Here is a 15,581-nt window from a genome sequence, read left to right on the forward strand (position 1 = left end):
CTTCGTCTACTATATATAGTGTTCTAGGTTCTTTCGATTCGACGGGTCGAAAGCTAAGACGGGAATTCGGTGCGTTTCGTCCATGATGGATGCGGCAATGCCGGAGCTGCCCCCGCAACTGTAAGCGGAGAGTTCTGTTCATCACGTCACTGGCTTTGGCTGGGAAGGCGGACAGAACGCTGATCCGTGAGCCAGGAGACCTGCCTTGAACGATTACGTCCACGGGCGGGGTGTCCGGTTGGCGCGCAATCTTGTGTGGCAGACAGTTGCCTTGCAGATTGCTGCCCCGAACTTCCCGCTCTTAGCTTCGGGGTGAAGTCCATGTTCAGTCTATTCAGCTCCAGTTCCGGTCCTCCCTTCGAGGCGTAGTTTGTTACGGTCAGGCGGCCTAGTTGCTACTGGCCGATCCCATGTCTTGTGTCTTTCGACATGCATCTTGCATGCACGAACGGCTTCTTGCATCCCCATCGAGAGCGTTCCAGTTTGAACCGGACCGTTGGGAATTCTCTATGTCTTTGTTTTTAACCATGTTTTCGCCTCTGCCCGGTTCCCTCTGTTGGGGCATGTTCTAGTGAGGAAAGAATGAACGTCACAGTTTACAGCAAACCCGCCTGCGTCCAATGCACGGCCACCACGCGCGCGCTTGATCGCCAGGGTATTGAATATGAAGTCATCGACATTTCTGCCGATGCAAACGCTTTCCATCTCGTTCAAGGCCTGGGCTATCGCCAGGTGCCGGTAGTTGTGGCCGGTGAAACCCATTGGGCGGGATTCCGCCCTGATATGATCAGCGCTCTCGCCTGAGGGTTTCGGTCGCATGAGCCTGATCGTCTATTTTTCCAGCCGGTCGGAGAATACGCACCGGTTTGTTGAGCGGCTTGAAATGCGGTCTAGCCGTATACCTATGGAGGGTTCACAAGGATTGCAGGTGAGCGAGCCATTCGTGCTTGTGACGCCGACTTATGGCGGCGGCGCGGCCAAAGGCGCAGTTCCCAAACCTGTGATCCGCTTTCTCAACAACGAGAGCAATCGCTCTTTCATCCGCGGCGTGATTGCCGCAGGAAACAGCAATTTCGGCGAAACTTTCTGCATCGCAGGCAATGTTATCTCCGCCAAATGTCAGGTTCCCTATCTCTATCGCTTCGAGCTTCTGGGAACCAATGAGGACATTGGCAATGTCAAAAACGGGATGGAACGATTTTGGACACGGCAGACACGATCTTGATCCGAGAGCGCGAGGCACGGCCAGTGGCGCAGGATGTGCCTCAAGCGGCGATTTCCGACAGTAGCAAACCGTCGAAACCCTCGGACGGGCTTGATTATCACGCGCTCAACGCGATGCTGAACCTTTATGATGACGAGGGAAAAATCCAGCTTGATCGCGACCGGCAGGCCGCACGCCAGTATTTCCTCCAGCATGTGAACCAGAACACAGTCTTTTTCCATAACTTGCGGGAAAAGCTCGATTATCTGGTGGCCGAAGGCTATTACGAACAGGAAGTACTGGACCAGTATTCCTTCAATTTCGTCCGCGATCTTTTCGACGAAGCCTATGCGAAGAAATTCCGTTTCCCGACCTTTCTCGGCGCATTCAAATATTACACCAGCTATACGCTGAAAACCTTTGACGGAAAGCGCTATTTGGAGCGCTATGAAGACCGTGTCTGCATGGTGGCGCTGGCGCTGGCGCGCGGCAACGAGCAGCTTGCACGTGATCTCGCCGATGAGATCATTTCAGGCCGCTACCAGCCAGCGACGCCTACATTCCTCAATGCGGGAAAGAAACAGCGCGGCGAACTCGTTTCGTGTTTTCTGCTGCGTGTAGAGGACAATATGGAGTCAATCGGCCGCGCAATTAATTCGGCTCTGCAATTGTCGAAGCGAGGCGGCGGGGTGGCGCTCAGCCTCACCAATATTCGCGAGGCGGGCGCCCCTATCAAGCGAATCCAGAACCAGTCCTCCGGCATCATTCCGGTGATGAAGCTTCTTGAAGATTCCTTTTCCTATGCCAATCAGCTCGGCGCGCGGCAAGGCGCTGGCGCTGTCTATTTGCACGCACACCACCCGGATATCATGCGTTTTCTGGATACGAAGCGCGAGAACGCCGACGAGAAAATCCGCATCAAGACCTTGTCGCTGGGTGTGGTCATTCCCGACATTACCTTCGAGCTCGCGAAGAACAACGAGGATATGTACCTATTCTCGCCCTATGATGTGGAACGTGTTTACGGCTTGCCGTTGACCGAAGTTTCGGTCAGCGAAAAATATAGGGAAATGGTCGATGATGCGCGCATTGCCAAGAAGAAGATCAATGCACGCGAGTTCTTTCAGGTGCTGGCGGAGATCCAGTTCGAGTCTGGCTATCCTTACATCATGTTTGAGGACACAGTGAACCGCGCCAATCCGATCGACGGGCGCATCACCATGAGCAATCTCTGTTCCGAAATCCTCCAGGTAAGCGAGGCCAGCATTTTCGGCGAAGACCTTTCCTATCATTATCTCGGCAAGGACATTTCGTGCAATCTGGGTTCACTGAACATTGCGGCCGCAATGGATTCCCCCGATTTCGGCAAGACCATCGAGACGTCCATCCGTGCGCTGACCGCAGTTTCCGATATGAGCCATATCGGTTCCGTGCCATCGGTGGCCCGAGGGAATGATGAGAGCCACGCCATCGGTCTCGGCCAGATGAATCTGCATGGCTATCTCGCGCGTGAGCGGATTTACTACGGTTCCGACGAAGGCGTCGATTTTACGAATATATACTTCTATACAGTGACCTACCACGCGATCCGCGCGTCGAACCGGATTGCTGCGGAGAAGGGGAGGTCCTTCAAAGGTTTCGAAAAGTCCAAATACGCATCGGGCGAATATTTCAACAAATATACCGAGCAACTTTGGGAACCAGCTACGGAGAAGGTTCGCGAAATCTTCGAAAAGGCTGGCATAGCGATCCCGACGCAGGATGACTGGCGCGATCTGAAAAATGCAGTGATGAAGGGTGGGCTATATAACCAGAACCTTCAGGCCGTGCCGCCGACGGGTTCCATCTCCTATATCAATCATTCGACGTCGTCGATTCATCCGATCGTGTCGAAGGTTGAAATCCGCAAGGAGGGAAAAATTGGTCGCGTTTACTATCCGGCAGCTTTCATGACCAATGATAATCTCGATTACTACCAGGATGCCTATGAGATTGGGCCGGAGAAGATCATCGACACTTACGCAGCGGCGACGCGGCACGTCGATCAGGGACTGTCTCTGACGTTGTTCTTCCGCGATACCGCAACTACCCGCGACATCAACCGCGCGCAAATCTATGCGTGGAAGAAAGGCATCAAGACCATCTACTACATCCGCCTGCGCCAGATGGCGCTCTCCGGCACGGAAGTGCAAGGCTGCGTCTCATGCGCCCTCTGATCACAGGTGATGACAAATGAATATTCAAGTGAAGACTAAGAACCCGAAACCCACGCCAGTGCGCGCGATCAACTGGAACCGGATCGAAGATGAAAAAGACCTTGAGGTCTGGAATCGTCTGACGGGTAATTTCTGGCTGCCGGAAAAAGTGCCCCTCTCCAACGATATTCAGTCGTGGGAAACTCTGAAACCGCAGGAAAGACAGCTGACAATCCGGGTTTTTACCGGGTTGACGCTTCTCGATACGATCCAGAATGCCGTCGGCGCCGTAAAGTTGATGGATGATGCGGTCACGCCGCATGAAGAAGCGGTATTGTCCAACGTTTCCTTTATGGAGGCTGTTCATGCGCGGTCCTATTCGTCGATTTTCTCAACGCTGTGTTTGACGCCCGATGTTGATGATGCCTATCGCTGGTCCGAAGAAAACGAATTTCTGCAGCGCAAGTCCGCCCTGATCCTGGATCAGTATCGCTCGGATGATCCGCTGAAAAAGAAAATCGCCAGCGTTTTTCTGGAGAGCTTTCTGTTCTATTCCGGCTTCTATCTGCCCATGTACTGGTCGAGCCGGGCAAAGCTGACCAATACGGCCGATCTTATCCGGCTTATTATTCGTGACGAGGCCGTGCATGGCTATTATATCGGTTACAAGTTCCAGCGTGGACTGGAGCGCCTAGACGAGGAGCAGAAGCAGGCAATCAAGGATTTTGCATTCGAGCTTCTGCTGGAGCTTTACGACAATGAGGTTCGCTACTCGGAAGCGCTCTATGATGGTGTAAGCCTGACCGAAGACGTAAAGAAGTTTCTGCATTACAATGCCAACAAAGCCCTCATGAACCTTGGCTATGAGGCGCTTTTTCCGGCTGAAGCATGCAAGGTCAATCCGGCGATACTTTCAGCTCTTTCGCCGAATGCAGACGAGAACCACGACTTTTTCTCCGGTTCCGGCTCGTCTTACGTCATCGGTAAGGCGGTCGCGACTGAGGATGAAGACTGGAATTTCTGATCGCATCTCGGCGCCGGTCGACACCAGCGCCGATGCTTTCTGTGATGGACATGGCGTTGACCTTGCGGTCTTGTTTTGCGACACATGAATGATGCAGACCGCCATTACAATTGATCAGGACTATCTCGTAACACGGCTCAAAGCGCTTCTCGCCATACCCAGCCCAACCGGGTTTACCGATGAGGCCGTGCGTTATGTCGCGCGAGAGCTCGAACATCTGGGGCTCGAAGTTATGCTGACGCGCCGGGGCGCTATTCGTGCGCGCCGGGCGGGCCTGACGGAGAGGCCGGCGCGCGGGATCGTATCGCATGTCGATACACTCGGCGCACAGGTGAAATATCTGAAGGAAAACGGACGACTGGAACTGGTTTCCATCGGTAACTGGTCAGCGCGTTTCGCCGAAGGTGCCCGCGTTTCCATCTTTTCGTCCAAAGGAATTTATCGCGGTTCGATCCTGCCGCTGAAAGCTTCCGGCCATACATTCAATAACGAAGTCGATACGCTGCCGGTCGGCTGGCCTTATGTCGAACTCCGCGTCGATGCGCTTGCCCGAAATCGCGATGATCTGCTGCAGCTCGGTATCGATGTTGGTGACATCGTTGCCGTCGATCCCGCGCCCGAATTCATCGATAATGGCTTCATCGTGTCGCGCCATCTTGATGACAAGGCAGGGGTCGCCATCATGCTAGCGGCCCTGGAAGCGATGCAGAGAGCGAATGTGGAAACGCCGGTCGATAGCTATTGGCTGTTCACCATTGGCGAGGAGGTGGGTGTCGGGGCTTCTGCGGTCGTCGTGCCGGATATTGCCTCCCTGGTGGCTATCGATAATGGCACCACCGCACCGGGCCAGAATTCATCGGAGTTTGGCGTCACGCTTGCCATGGCGGATCAGACTGGGCCGTTCGATTACCATTTGACGAAGAAACTTTACGAGCTTTGCGGAGAGCATGACATTCAGGTCCAGAAGGACGTGTTCCGTTATTACCGTTCCGATGCTGCGTCTGCGGTTGAGGCGGGGCATGATGTGCGCACGGCTTTGCTGACCTTCGGTGTCGATGCCTCGCATGGTTATGAGCGCATTCATCTCAGCGCGCTCACTTCCATTGCAAAACTTGCAGTTCATTATGCAATGAGCGAAGTCGAGATTAAGCGTGATGCCGAGGAAACCGCCAAGGGCCTCAAAGGTTTCACGCATCAGAAATCGGCCAAGGCAGAGCAGGATTTGAAACCCGAGGATACGCCTGCCGAATAGGCTCTGAACTTTCTGAAATCGTGAGCGGGCTCAGGCCCGCTTATTTTGTCTCGCAAAAATTAATTATGATAATTAGTTGATGATTGTTGATTTATGCATATAAATTAGAGTCTGACGGATTTGACAAACGAAGGGGAACCCCATGAGAAGGTTATTCCGTGCCGTCCTGACTGCTATGGCGCTTTCGGTCGCTGGGGCGGGCACAGTCGCACTGGCGCAAACGCCGCCTAATGTGCTGATTGTCGGACAGATTGCGGAGCCGCAATCGCTCGATCCGCATACAGTCACGGCCACCAACGACTTCCGCATCCTCGTCAATATTTATGACGGCCTTGTGCGCTACAAGGACGGAACGCTGGAAGTAGAACCGGCACTGGCGGAAAGCTGGACGATTTCGGACGACGGCAAGTCCTATACGTTCAGGCTGCGTCAGGGCGTAAAGTTTCATGATGGTTCGGAGTTCAATGCCGAAGCGGTCAAGTTCAATTTTGACAGAATGCTGAAGGAAGACCATCCATTCTATAATACTGGGCCATTTCCGCTTTCGTTCAATTTCTCGTCCATCGATGCAGTCAATGTGCTCGATGAACACACTGTCGAATTCAAGCTGAAGGAGCCGTTTGCTCCATTTCTTTCCAATCTGGCCTATCCGACCGGCCTGATCGTGTCGCCGGAAGAGGTCAAGAAGTACGGTAAGGAATTTGGCCGTCATCCATCTGGAACCGGTCCGTTCAAGTTCGCGGAATGGCAATCCGGCCAGCGAGTGGTGGTCGAGCGTAATCCCGACTATTGGGACACAGCGCCAGCACTGGAAGCAGTTGTGTTCCGCCCGATCACGGATGCCAATACCCGCGTCGCGGAGATGATGGCAGGCGGACTGGATGTCATGGTCGAAGTGCCGCCGGATAATCTTGCCACCTTCAAGCAGGACGCGAATTTCGCGGTTGCCGAACAGGCGGGTCCCCATGTCTGGTTCACCATCCTGAACGTGAAAAGCGGTCCATTCGCGGATAAGAAAGTGCGTCAGGCGGCGAATTATGCGGTTAACAAGCAAGGCCTCGTAGATAATGTGTTGCAGGGTTCTGCAACTGCTGCTGCGGGGCCGATCCCACCCGCCTTCAACTGGGTCGAGAACAAAACCGAACCCTATCCTTATGATCCGGAAAAGGCCAAGGCCCTCCTTGCCGAAGCTGGTGCAAGCAATCCTGAAATCACGTTCTATGTGACCGAAGGCGGTTCGGGCATGCTTGATCCAATCACGATGGGCGCCGCAATCCAGGCCGATCTTCAGGCTGTGGGCTTCAAGGTCAAGATAGAAACCTATGAGTGGAACACGTTCCTTGGCAGGGTGAATCCGGGGCTGGAGGGCAAGGCCGATATGGCCGAGATGGCATGGATGACCAATGATCCGGACACGGTGCCTTATCTGACGCTGCGCAGTGATGCATTGCCGGACAAGGGCGGCTTCAATTCCGGTTACTATTCCAACCCTAAAGTGGATGAACTTTTGGAAAAGGCACGGTCAACGACCGATCAGGCTGAACGTGGCAAGCTTTACGGTGAAGTGCAGAGTATCGTTCACGACGATGCGCCATGGCTTTTCGTAGCGAACTGGAAACAGAACGCTGTTACGACCGCCGCCGTCAAAGGTTTCAAGCTGCAGCCGTCCTTCCTGCTGCATTTGAAAGACGTCACGAAGGAATAAGCGAGGAGGGCGTTCATGCCAGCCTATATCCTCAAGCGACTTGTCGCCGTTATCCCCGTATTGTTCGGACTCTCGATCATCGTTTTTCTGGTGATGGCGATGATCCCGGGCGATACGGCAACCGCGTTGCTTGGATCATATGCAACGCCGGAAAATGTTGAGCGGATCAACCGCGACCTTGGCCTCGACAAGCCGCTGATGCAACAATACTTCATCTGGATAGGTAATCTCCTACATGGCGACCTAGGCCGCTCCTTCGTACTCAATCGCCCGGTGCTGGATGAGGTTCTTGAACGTTTTCAGGCCACACTCGTTCTCGCGGGTGTAGCGCTGGTACTTTGTTCAGTTTTCGGTCTGCTTGCAGGCATCGTCTCGGCGGTGCGCCAGTTCGGATGGGCAGACAGGATGATTACTCTCGTGGTGCTGGCGGGAATTTCCATCCCGTCATTCTGGCTGGGTTTGCTTCTGATTTATCTTTTCGCGGTCCATTGGCGCATTCTGCCTGCCTCCGGCATGTATGCTGTCTATGGTGGTGGCGACCTGAAGGATCTGCTCTGGCATCTGGTCCTTCCCGCCACGACGCTGGCCGTGGTGGCGGCAGGCGTGATCGCCCGTCTGACCCGCAGCGCAATGCTGGAAGTGCTTCGCCAGGATTATATCCGAACAGCCCGGGCCAAAGGTCTCAACGAACGTCGGGTGATATACGGCCATGCGTTTCGAGCAGCACTGGTGAGTGTCATTCCCGTTATCGGCATTCAGGCAGGTTTTGTTCTGGGAGGCGCCGTCTACATAGAGACGGTGTTCCAGTGGCCGGGTATCGGCGCCATGCTGGTGAAGGCCATTTCCACCCGCGATATTCTGCTTGTGCAAGGTGGCGTGCTTGTGGTCGCCGCGAGTTATGTCCTATTCAATCTGCTGGCTGACGTTATCCAGACCATGCTCGACCCGAGGATACGCTCATGAGTGCGCTTCCAGAAATTTCTGCCGCGCCAGCGGCCGCTCGCATGTCCTCCTGGCGTCTCCTGATGAGCAATCGGCTGGCGGCTTTCGGCTTTTATCTGCTGATAGCGATCTGCCTTGTCATTCTAATGGCGCCGATACTTCCTCTTCCTGACCCCGATGTCACTTCTCCCTCGATGAGATTGAAACCCGTGTTCAGTGAGGGGCATCTTCTGGGAACGGACCAACTGGGTCGGGATATAGTAAGTCGCGTCATATGGGGGACACGGGTCTCAGTCGCAGTTGGCTTTGCAGCGACGCTGATCGCAGCAATCGTCGGTTCTGCTATCGGTCTTGTGGCTGGCTACGCGGGCGGACGAACCGATAATCTCATGATGCGTGGCATCGATATGCTGATGGCGTTTCCGTACATTCTGCTGGCACTGGCTATTGTGGCGGTGCTTGGGCCGGGCCTGATGAATGCGCTTTATGCGATTGCCGTGGTCAATGTTCCATTCTTCGCCCGCAACGTTCGCGGAGTTACGCTGGGTCTCGCACATCGTGAATTTATCGACGCTGCCCGTCTCTCAGGGAAAAGCCCGATTTCAATCCTGTTGAGTGAAGTGCTGCCCAATGTGCTGCCGGTCATCGTCATTACCATGTCGACGACGGCAGGCTGGATGATCCTTGAAACGGCGGGCTTGAGCTTTCTCGGTCTGGGTGCACAGCCTCCGCAGGCCGATCTTGGCTCCATGCTCGGTGAGGGCCGCGCGCAACTCTTTAACGCTCCGCATGTCTCCATCGTGCCGGGCTTGATGATCTTCCTGCTGGTCATCAGTCTCAACGTGTTGGGAGACGGAGTCCGCGATGTTCTCGATCCCAGGTTGCGGTCAGGTGCACTGACTCGGCCTGGGGCGGTGACCGACATTGCCAAGGATCGTTCATCGCCCATAATCGAGGATAGCGGGAACGCTCTTTCGATTGCAGGTTTGGAAACGGTTTTTGTCAATGGCGGGCATTTTACTCCCGCTGTCCGAAATGTTTCGCTGGAACTGCAACGCGGCGAATGTCTGGGCCTCATTGGCGAAAGTGGATCGGGCAAGAGCGTGACTGCATTGTCGGTGATGAGGCTGGTGTCGTCCCCGCCTGGGCTTATCCGCAACGGTGCTATCTATCTGGGGGATCGCGACGTTCTTTCAATGTCCGAAACCGAGTTGACAGCTGCAAGAGGCGCGAGAGTTGCCTATGTGTTTCAAGACCCATTGACGACCTTGCATCCGATGTATCCGGTCGGACGGCAGGTCGAAGAAGCAATTGCAGCGCATCGGCGGATTGGGGTCGGGGAGCGGCGGGAACGGGCGATTGCGCTTCTTGACAAGGTTGGCATTCCAGATGCAGCCGAGCGGGCCAATCATTATCCGCACCAGCTATCAGGCGGCCAGCGCCAGCGTGTCGGCATTGCAATGGCTTTGGCTAACGATCCCGATATCATCATTGCTGATGAGCCGACTACGGCGCTCGATGTTACGGTACAAGCGCGGATTCTTGAACTGCTGCGCGACCTCCAGCACGAGCGTGGCACGGCTCTGCTGTTTATCACCCATGATTTTGGGGTGGTTTCGGAAGTTTGCGACCGCGTGGCGGTCATGAAAGACGGCGAGATTATCGAGACGGGCGTAACGTCTGACGTTCTTTCCAATCCGCAGCACAGTTATACGAAGCGCTTGATAGCCTGTGTTCCAGAGCTGGGAAAGGGCGCTGGTTTCTTGAAGCGAGTGGCGGGTCTCTTCGAACGTGAACACGAAAAGGCGGCAGGATGAGCGAAAATGCGATCAGCGTTCGCAATCTCACCAAAACCTTTGGTGGCGGACGAACGCTTCTGGGGAGGGAGCGGCATACGGTTGAGGCCGTTAAAAAGGTATCGTTCGATCTCAGAAGCGGTGAGACATTGGCGATCGTCGGTGAAAGCGGGTCGGGAAAAAGCACGCTCGCCCGAATGCTCGTCGGACTAACAGAGCCAACGGGCGGTACAATGACGATTGCCGGTCGCGATGCGCATGAACTGCGACGTTCCGGTGCTAGGGCATTTGGCAAGGTTATACAGTATGTGTTTCAGGACCCCGTTGCCTCGCTTAATCCCAGAAAGACGATCCGACAGATATTGGAAACACCACTCAAGCTTCTGGGTAGACTCGGTTCGGTTCAACGCCAGCAACGCATGGTCGAGTTGCTGGACGCCGTCCAGATGCCCAAGGATACGCTCGAACGCTATCCGCACGAATTTTCTGGCGGGCAAGCGCAGCGCATCGCCATTGCACGGACGCTGGCTGCCGAAGCGGAAATCGTGGTGCTCGACGAGCCGGTCAGCGCGCTTGATGTCTCTGTTCAGGCGCAGGTTCTTTTACTGCTCGATCAGTTGAAGAAAGAGTTTGGTCTCTCCTACCTTTTTATCAGTCATGACCTTGCCGTAGTGGAGGCTATCTCCGACAGGGTTGCCGTGATGTATTTCGGGGAAATCGTTGAGGAAGCGACCGCGAGTGATCTTTTTGCAAGACCGGAACATGCCTATACACGACAACTCGTACAAAGCGCGCCGCGCATCAGGAGAGAGTAGCAAGATATGGTCAGAACGGGCCAGAATTCAGATCGCGAACCGCAATCGCGCCCGAAGGTGGCCAAGGCCCGCCGGCGACCGGAGGAGATTGCTGATCGTATCAAGGATGTTATCCGTTCCGATGCATTGAGACCCGGAGATCGACTGCCTCAGGAAAAGGAGCTCATCGACCAGTTCAAGGCTGCCAAGGGCACTGTGCGCGAAGCGATGAAGGCATTGGAAACGCAAGGACTGATTTTTACACGCAGCGGTCCAGGCGGCGGTGCTTTCGTGGCTGAACCTTCTGCCCAGCACGCGATGGAAATGCTGGGGAGCTATTTTTTCTTCGACCAGCCGGCCCTTGCGGAAGTCTACGCTATTCGCAAGCTACTTGAACCGGAGGTCGCTGCCGTCCTGGCGGGAAAGTTGACCGAGAACGACATCGTTCGCTTGGAAAGCACAATGCGTATCTATGATCGTCCACCCGTCGATCTCGATGATCAGTATCGCCAACGTATTGCGGAACTGGATTTCCATTCGCTGCTGGCACAGCTTTGTCCAGACCGTCTGCTGGGGTTCATCTGCGGCTTGACTCATAATCTGCTGCGAAGCCTGCCGATCGCGCGCGCAATTTATGCCGACCCGACGCCAGCCTCGCGTGAAGAAGGACTTCTTTTTCAGCATCGATTGCTGGCGGCGCTCGTTGAAGATCGTAGCGAAGATGCTCGCCGGATTGCGTTTGAGCACATGGTTTCTGCCGAAAATTATATGCTTTCCAAGGCTAATATTGTTGGCAAGACTGCCTGACTCAAACCAAAAAGTTGGGAACCATCCCGGCGCTCCCGCATTTGCAATTATGCAGGCCGCCGCCATAACAGATGCGACGGCCTAATTCGTGTATGAATGACAATGGAGGTTTCGACCCTATTTATGTGTGGTATTTGCGGAGAAGTCAGGTTTGACGGTGGTTCGCCGTCAGTTTCGGCAGTCTCGAAAATGGCGGATGTGCTTAGTCCTCGCGGACCGGATGCATCCGGGATTGTGATCCGGGGCAATATCGGCTTTGGGCACCGAAGATTAAGAATCCTCGATCTCTCTGAAAAATCGCAGCAACCGATGATCGATGCCGATCTCGGTTTGACGCTTGTGTTCAATGGCTGCATTTACAATTTCCGTGAACTGCGTGCAGAGCTTGAACAGAAGGGCTACACTTTCTTTTCCGATGGCGACACCGAAGTCATTCTCAAGGCGTGGCATGCATGGGGCGAGGACTGTGTTACGCGCTTTCTCGGCATGTTCGCTTTCGCCATTCATGAACGGGATACCGGCAGGATTATCCTGGCACGTGATCGGTTTGGCATTAAGCCGCTTTATACTGCCGAAGTGGATAATGCATTGCGATTTGCCTCTTCGCTGCCTGCTCTGGTCAAAGCTGGCGGCATCGACACGTCGATAGATCGCGCGGCCTTGCACAATTATATGAGCTTTCATGCCGTCGTGCCGCCACCGCGCACGATCTATAATGGTGTGCGAAAGCTTCCCCCGGCGACGATCCGTGTCTACGAAGCAAATGGGCGTTTCGTTGATCGTATCTATTGGCAGGCGCCTTATCGCCGCCTTCCCGGTGACGGTGCATTGAGACGGGAGGAATGGCAAGAGCAGCTGCTTGATATGCTGCGTGTTGCTGTCAAGCGGCGAATGATTTCCGACGTGCCGGTCGGTGTGCTTTTGTCCGGTGGGGTCGATTCCAGTCTAATCGTGGGTCTGCTTGCTGAAGCGGGTCAAGCGGGCCTGATGAGCTTTTCAGTTGGCTTTGAGGAAGCGAACGGGGAAAAAGGCGACGAGTTTTTCTATTCAGATCTGATCGCCAAACATTTTGGTACCGAGCATCACAAGATTTTCGTGCCCTCCGCAGACCTCATGGATGCCTTGCCGGGAACGATTGCGGCGATGTCAGAGCCGATGGTGTCCTATGATAATGTCGGCTTCTACCTTCTTTCGAAGGAGGTTTCCAAGCACATCAAAGTTGTCCAGTCGGGACAGGGCGCAGATGAAGTTTTCGGCGGTTATCACTGGTATCCGCCGCTGATGGATTCCAATGATGTCGTGAGCGATTACGCCAAAGGGTTTCGCGACCGCACCCATGAGGTGCTTGCCACGCAACTATCGCCGGAATGGATGCCGGATCGTGACTACAGTCAGGACCTTCTGGAAAAGTATCTGCTGCAGGATGGAGCGGATACTCCTGTGGACCGTGCGCTGCGGCTCGATACCAATGTGATGCTGGTGGATGATCCGGTAAAGCGCGTAGACAACATGACGATGGCATGGGGACTTGAAGCACGAGTGCCATTTCTGGACCACGAGCTGGTTGAGCTTGCTGCCCGCATTCCGCCGGAGGAAAAACTGCGTGACGGCGGTAAGGGCATCCTCAAGGATGTGGCTAGGAAGGTCGTTCCAAGTGAAGTGATTGACCGTAAAAAGGGATATTTCCCGGTGCCACAGCTCAAATATATCGCAGGTCCTTATCTCGATATGTTGCGAGATGCACTTTCTTCAAAAAAGGCACGGGAGCGCGGACTTTTCCAGCGCGACTATCTTGAACGCCTGTTTGCAAAGCCGTCTGAACACATTACGCCTTTGCGTGGTTCGGAACTTTGGCAGGCCGGCCTCCTTGAAATGTGGTTGCAGACCCAGGAGGCATGAAATGTGGAAAACCGGCGAGGTGGATATGACCCGGCAGAAAGCGAGAGACCGCAAGGCTTTTTCGCATCGTCTTACACGCTTGCGGACACCTGAAAATGCGGGCTTCTATCAGGAACACACGCATGGCCATGACAAGGCGGGACGCGAACAGGATGTGGTTATCGACTGTGGTTGGGGCCGACTGCTCTTCGCGCAGACTTTTGAAACCAATGGTGCCATTGTGGAAGCTTTGCGGGCGGAAGCGCCCGCGAGCCGCGACATTGTCTTTTATGTCAGCGATCCTCATGTGCTTCTATCGCTCGCGCCGCATGAGATATTTCTCGATCCGTCGCACACATACCGGCTTGAACTTTCAACCTATCGTCCGGGCGGTCGACGGACACGCGGCATCACCATTCGTCGAGCGGTATCGGAAGTAGATGCGGAAGGCATCAATGCCGTCTATGCAGCCTGTGGGATGGTTCAACTGCGTCCCGATTTTTTCTCCTCTGAGCGCGACAACCGTGCTGTTACCTATTTCGTGGCCCAGGACGATGCCACCGGCGAAGTCGTTGGCACTGTAACGGGTATCGACCATCAACGCCTCTTCGATGATCCTGATCGTGGCGCTTCGCTCTGGTGTCTCGCAGTTCATCCCCAGGCACGGCAGCCCGGTATTGGTGAGAAACTGGTACGAAAACTTGCTGAGCACTTTCAGGCTCGCGGCTTGAGCCATATCGACCTTTCGGTTCTGCACGACAATGAGAATGCCATTAGGCTCTATGAGAAATTAAAGTTTCGCCGTGTTCCGCTCTTCGCGATCAAACGCAAGAACGCAATTAACGAGAAGTTCTTTGCTTCACATCTAGACACTTTCAACGCACTCAATCCCTATGCTCGCATAATCGTGGATGAAGCGGTGCGTCGTGGTATTCAGGTTGATGTAACCGATGCCGAAGGCGGCTTTTTCCGTCTTTCTTACGGCGGACGTTCTGTTCATTGTCGCGAGAGTTTGTCAGAAATGACATCGGGTGTCGCAATGTCGATCTGTGACGACAAGGCCGTGACGCGGCGTATTGTCGAGAAAGCCGGATTGATGGTGCCGGAACAGATTGCCGCAGAAGCGGACAATGATGCCCTCGAGGCTTTTCTACAACGTCACGGCAAGCTGGTGGTGAAGCCCGCCCGCGGTGAACAGGGGAGAGGAATTTCCGTCGGCATTTCGACGATGAAAGATTTGCGAACGGCGATCAAACAGGCACGCACCGTGTGCGATCGCGTGTTGCTTGAGGCATGTTTTGAAGGCGAGGATCTTCGGCTGGTGGTTATCGACTATCAGCTCGTGGCGGCTGCGGTTCGCCGCCCACCGCGGGTGGTGGGCGATGGCAAGACAACCATCCGGAGGCTTATAGAAACACAATCGCGCAGACGCGCTGCGGCGACTGGCGGAGAAAGCTGCATTCCCATCGATGCAGAAACGAAAAGGTGTCTGGAGGAACAAGGTCTGTCGTTCGATTCCGTATTGGAAGACAGCCGTGAAATTACGGTGCGCAAGGCAGCCAATCTTCACACAGGTGGTACGATCCACGATGTTACAGCTACAGTGCACAGCGACCTTGTCGACGCGGCTTGTAAGGCCGCACGGACGATTGGTATTCCCGTTGTCGGCATTGATTTCATGGTCAAGCAGCCCGAAACTTCGGACTATATCTTCGTTGAAGCCAATGAGCGTCCGGGGCTCGCCAATCATGAGCCCCAACCCACAGCCGCCCGATTTGTCGACTTGCTGTTTCCGGGCTCAAGATAATCGGGTCCAGAAAAATTGAAGTCTCAGAATGTTCGCCGAAAAACGTTTTGGCGAACATGAAGCTATGCAAACCTAAAGCAATATGATGTAATTTAGATATTAAAGAAATTTTAAGCAGGAATTGTATTCAGCGGTTCAATTATTAATTGTAACTGGGAAATTCATTCTTCGTTCGGT

12 protein-coding genes and 1 riboswitch are annotated in these 15,581 nt (G+C 54.4%); all 12 genes read left to right on the top strand.

Annotated elements, in window-relative coordinates; all coding sequences use genetic code 11:
• Positions 1–8: 8 nt before the first annotated feature.
• Positions 9–223: riboswitch (cobalamin riboswitch) on the top strand.
• 359 nt (positions 224–582) lie between these two features.
• The 12 genes from nrdH to ngg all read left to right on the top strand — a co-directional run bounded on the left by nrdH (position 583) and on the right by ngg (position 15,404).
• Positions 583–804, top strand: coding sequence for a glutaredoxin-like protein NrdH (gene nrdH, locus FJQ48_RS11660; RefSeq protein WP_139975282.1), 222 nt, complete (start codon positions 583–585; stop codon positions 802–804).
• 13 nt (positions 805–817) lie between these two features.
• Positions 818–1,225, top strand: a complete 408-nt coding sequence (gene nrdI, locus FJQ48_RS11665; protein WP_139975283.1) for a class Ib ribonucleoside-diphosphate reductase assembly flavoprotein NrdI — start codon at positions 818–820, stop codon at positions 1,223–1,225.
• Positions 1,201–3,420, top strand: coding sequence for a class 1b ribonucleoside-diphosphate reductase subunit alpha (nrdE, locus tag FJQ48_RS11670; RefSeq protein WP_139975284.1), 2,220 nt, complete (start codon positions 1,201–1,203; stop codon positions 3,418–3,420). The genes nrdI and nrdE overlap by 25 nt, the downstream gene beginning before the upstream one ends.
• Positions 3,421–3,436: 16 nt before the next feature.
• Positions 3,437–4,423 carry a class 1b ribonucleoside-diphosphate reductase subunit beta gene (gene nrdF / locus FJQ48_RS11675; protein ID WP_139975285.1) on the top strand — a complete coding sequence of 329 codons (987 nt, stop codon included), beginning with the start codon at positions 3,437–3,439 and terminating at the stop codon, positions 4,421–4,423.
• A 91-nt stretch (positions 4,424–4,514) separates the two neighbouring features.
• Positions 4,515–5,675, top strand: coding sequence for an osmoprotectant NAGGN system M42 family peptidase (locus tag FJQ48_RS11680; RefSeq protein WP_139975310.1), 1,161 nt, complete (start codon positions 4,515–4,517; stop codon positions 5,673–5,675).
• Between the two features lie 142 nt (positions 5,676–5,817).
• Positions 5,818–7,380: an ABC transporter substrate-binding protein gene (locus tag FJQ48_RS11685; RefSeq protein ID WP_139975286.1), complete on the top strand. Its 1,563-nt coding sequence runs from the start codon at positions 5,818–5,820 to the stop codon at positions 7,378–7,380.
• Positions 7,381–7,395: 15 nt separating this feature from the next.
• Positions 7,396–8,343 (top strand): ABC transporter permease, encoded by a 948-nt coding sequence (locus FJQ48_RS11690; protein WP_139975287.1) that lies wholly within the window; start codon positions 7,396–7,398, stop codon positions 8,341–8,343.
• Positions 8,340–10,139: a dipeptide/oligopeptide/nickel ABC transporter permease/ATP-binding protein gene (locus FJQ48_RS11695; RefSeq protein ID WP_139975288.1), complete on the top strand. Its 1,800-nt coding sequence runs from the start codon at positions 8,340–8,342 to the stop codon at positions 10,137–10,139. Before FJQ48_RS11690 ends, FJQ48_RS11695 begins: the two co-directional genes overlap by 4 nt.
• Positions 10,136–10,933, top strand: a complete 798-nt coding sequence (locus FJQ48_RS11700) for an ATP-binding cassette domain-containing protein (RefSeq protein ID WP_139975289.1) — start codon at positions 10,136–10,138, stop codon at positions 10,931–10,933. Before FJQ48_RS11695 ends, FJQ48_RS11700 begins: the two co-directional genes overlap by 4 nt.
• A 6-nt stretch (positions 10,934–10,939) precedes the next feature.
• Positions 10,940–11,719, top strand: coding sequence for a GntR family transcriptional regulator (locus FJQ48_RS11705; protein ID WP_139975290.1), 780 nt, complete (start codon positions 10,940–10,942; stop codon positions 11,717–11,719).
• Positions 11,720–11,842: 123 nt separating this feature from the next.
• The gene (locus FJQ48_RS11710; RefSeq protein ID WP_139975291.1) at positions 11,843–13,618 is read left to right on the top strand and encodes an N-acetylglutaminylglutamine amidotransferase; all 1,776 of its coding nucleotides are present in this window, start codon (positions 11,843–11,845) and stop codon (positions 13,616–13,618) included.
• Position 13,619: 1 nt separating this feature from the next.
• Positions 13,620–15,404, top strand: a complete 1,785-nt coding sequence (gene ngg, locus FJQ48_RS11715) for an N-acetylglutaminylglutamine synthetase (RefSeq protein WP_139975292.1) — start codon at positions 13,620–13,622, stop codon at positions 15,402–15,404.
• Positions 15,405–15,581 lie beyond the last annotated feature (177 nt).

Source organism: Ochrobactrum sp. CGA5 (assembly GCF_006345815.1).
Classification (GTDB): domain Bacteria; phylum Pseudomonadota; class Alphaproteobacteria; order Rhizobiales; family Rhizobiaceae; genus Brucella.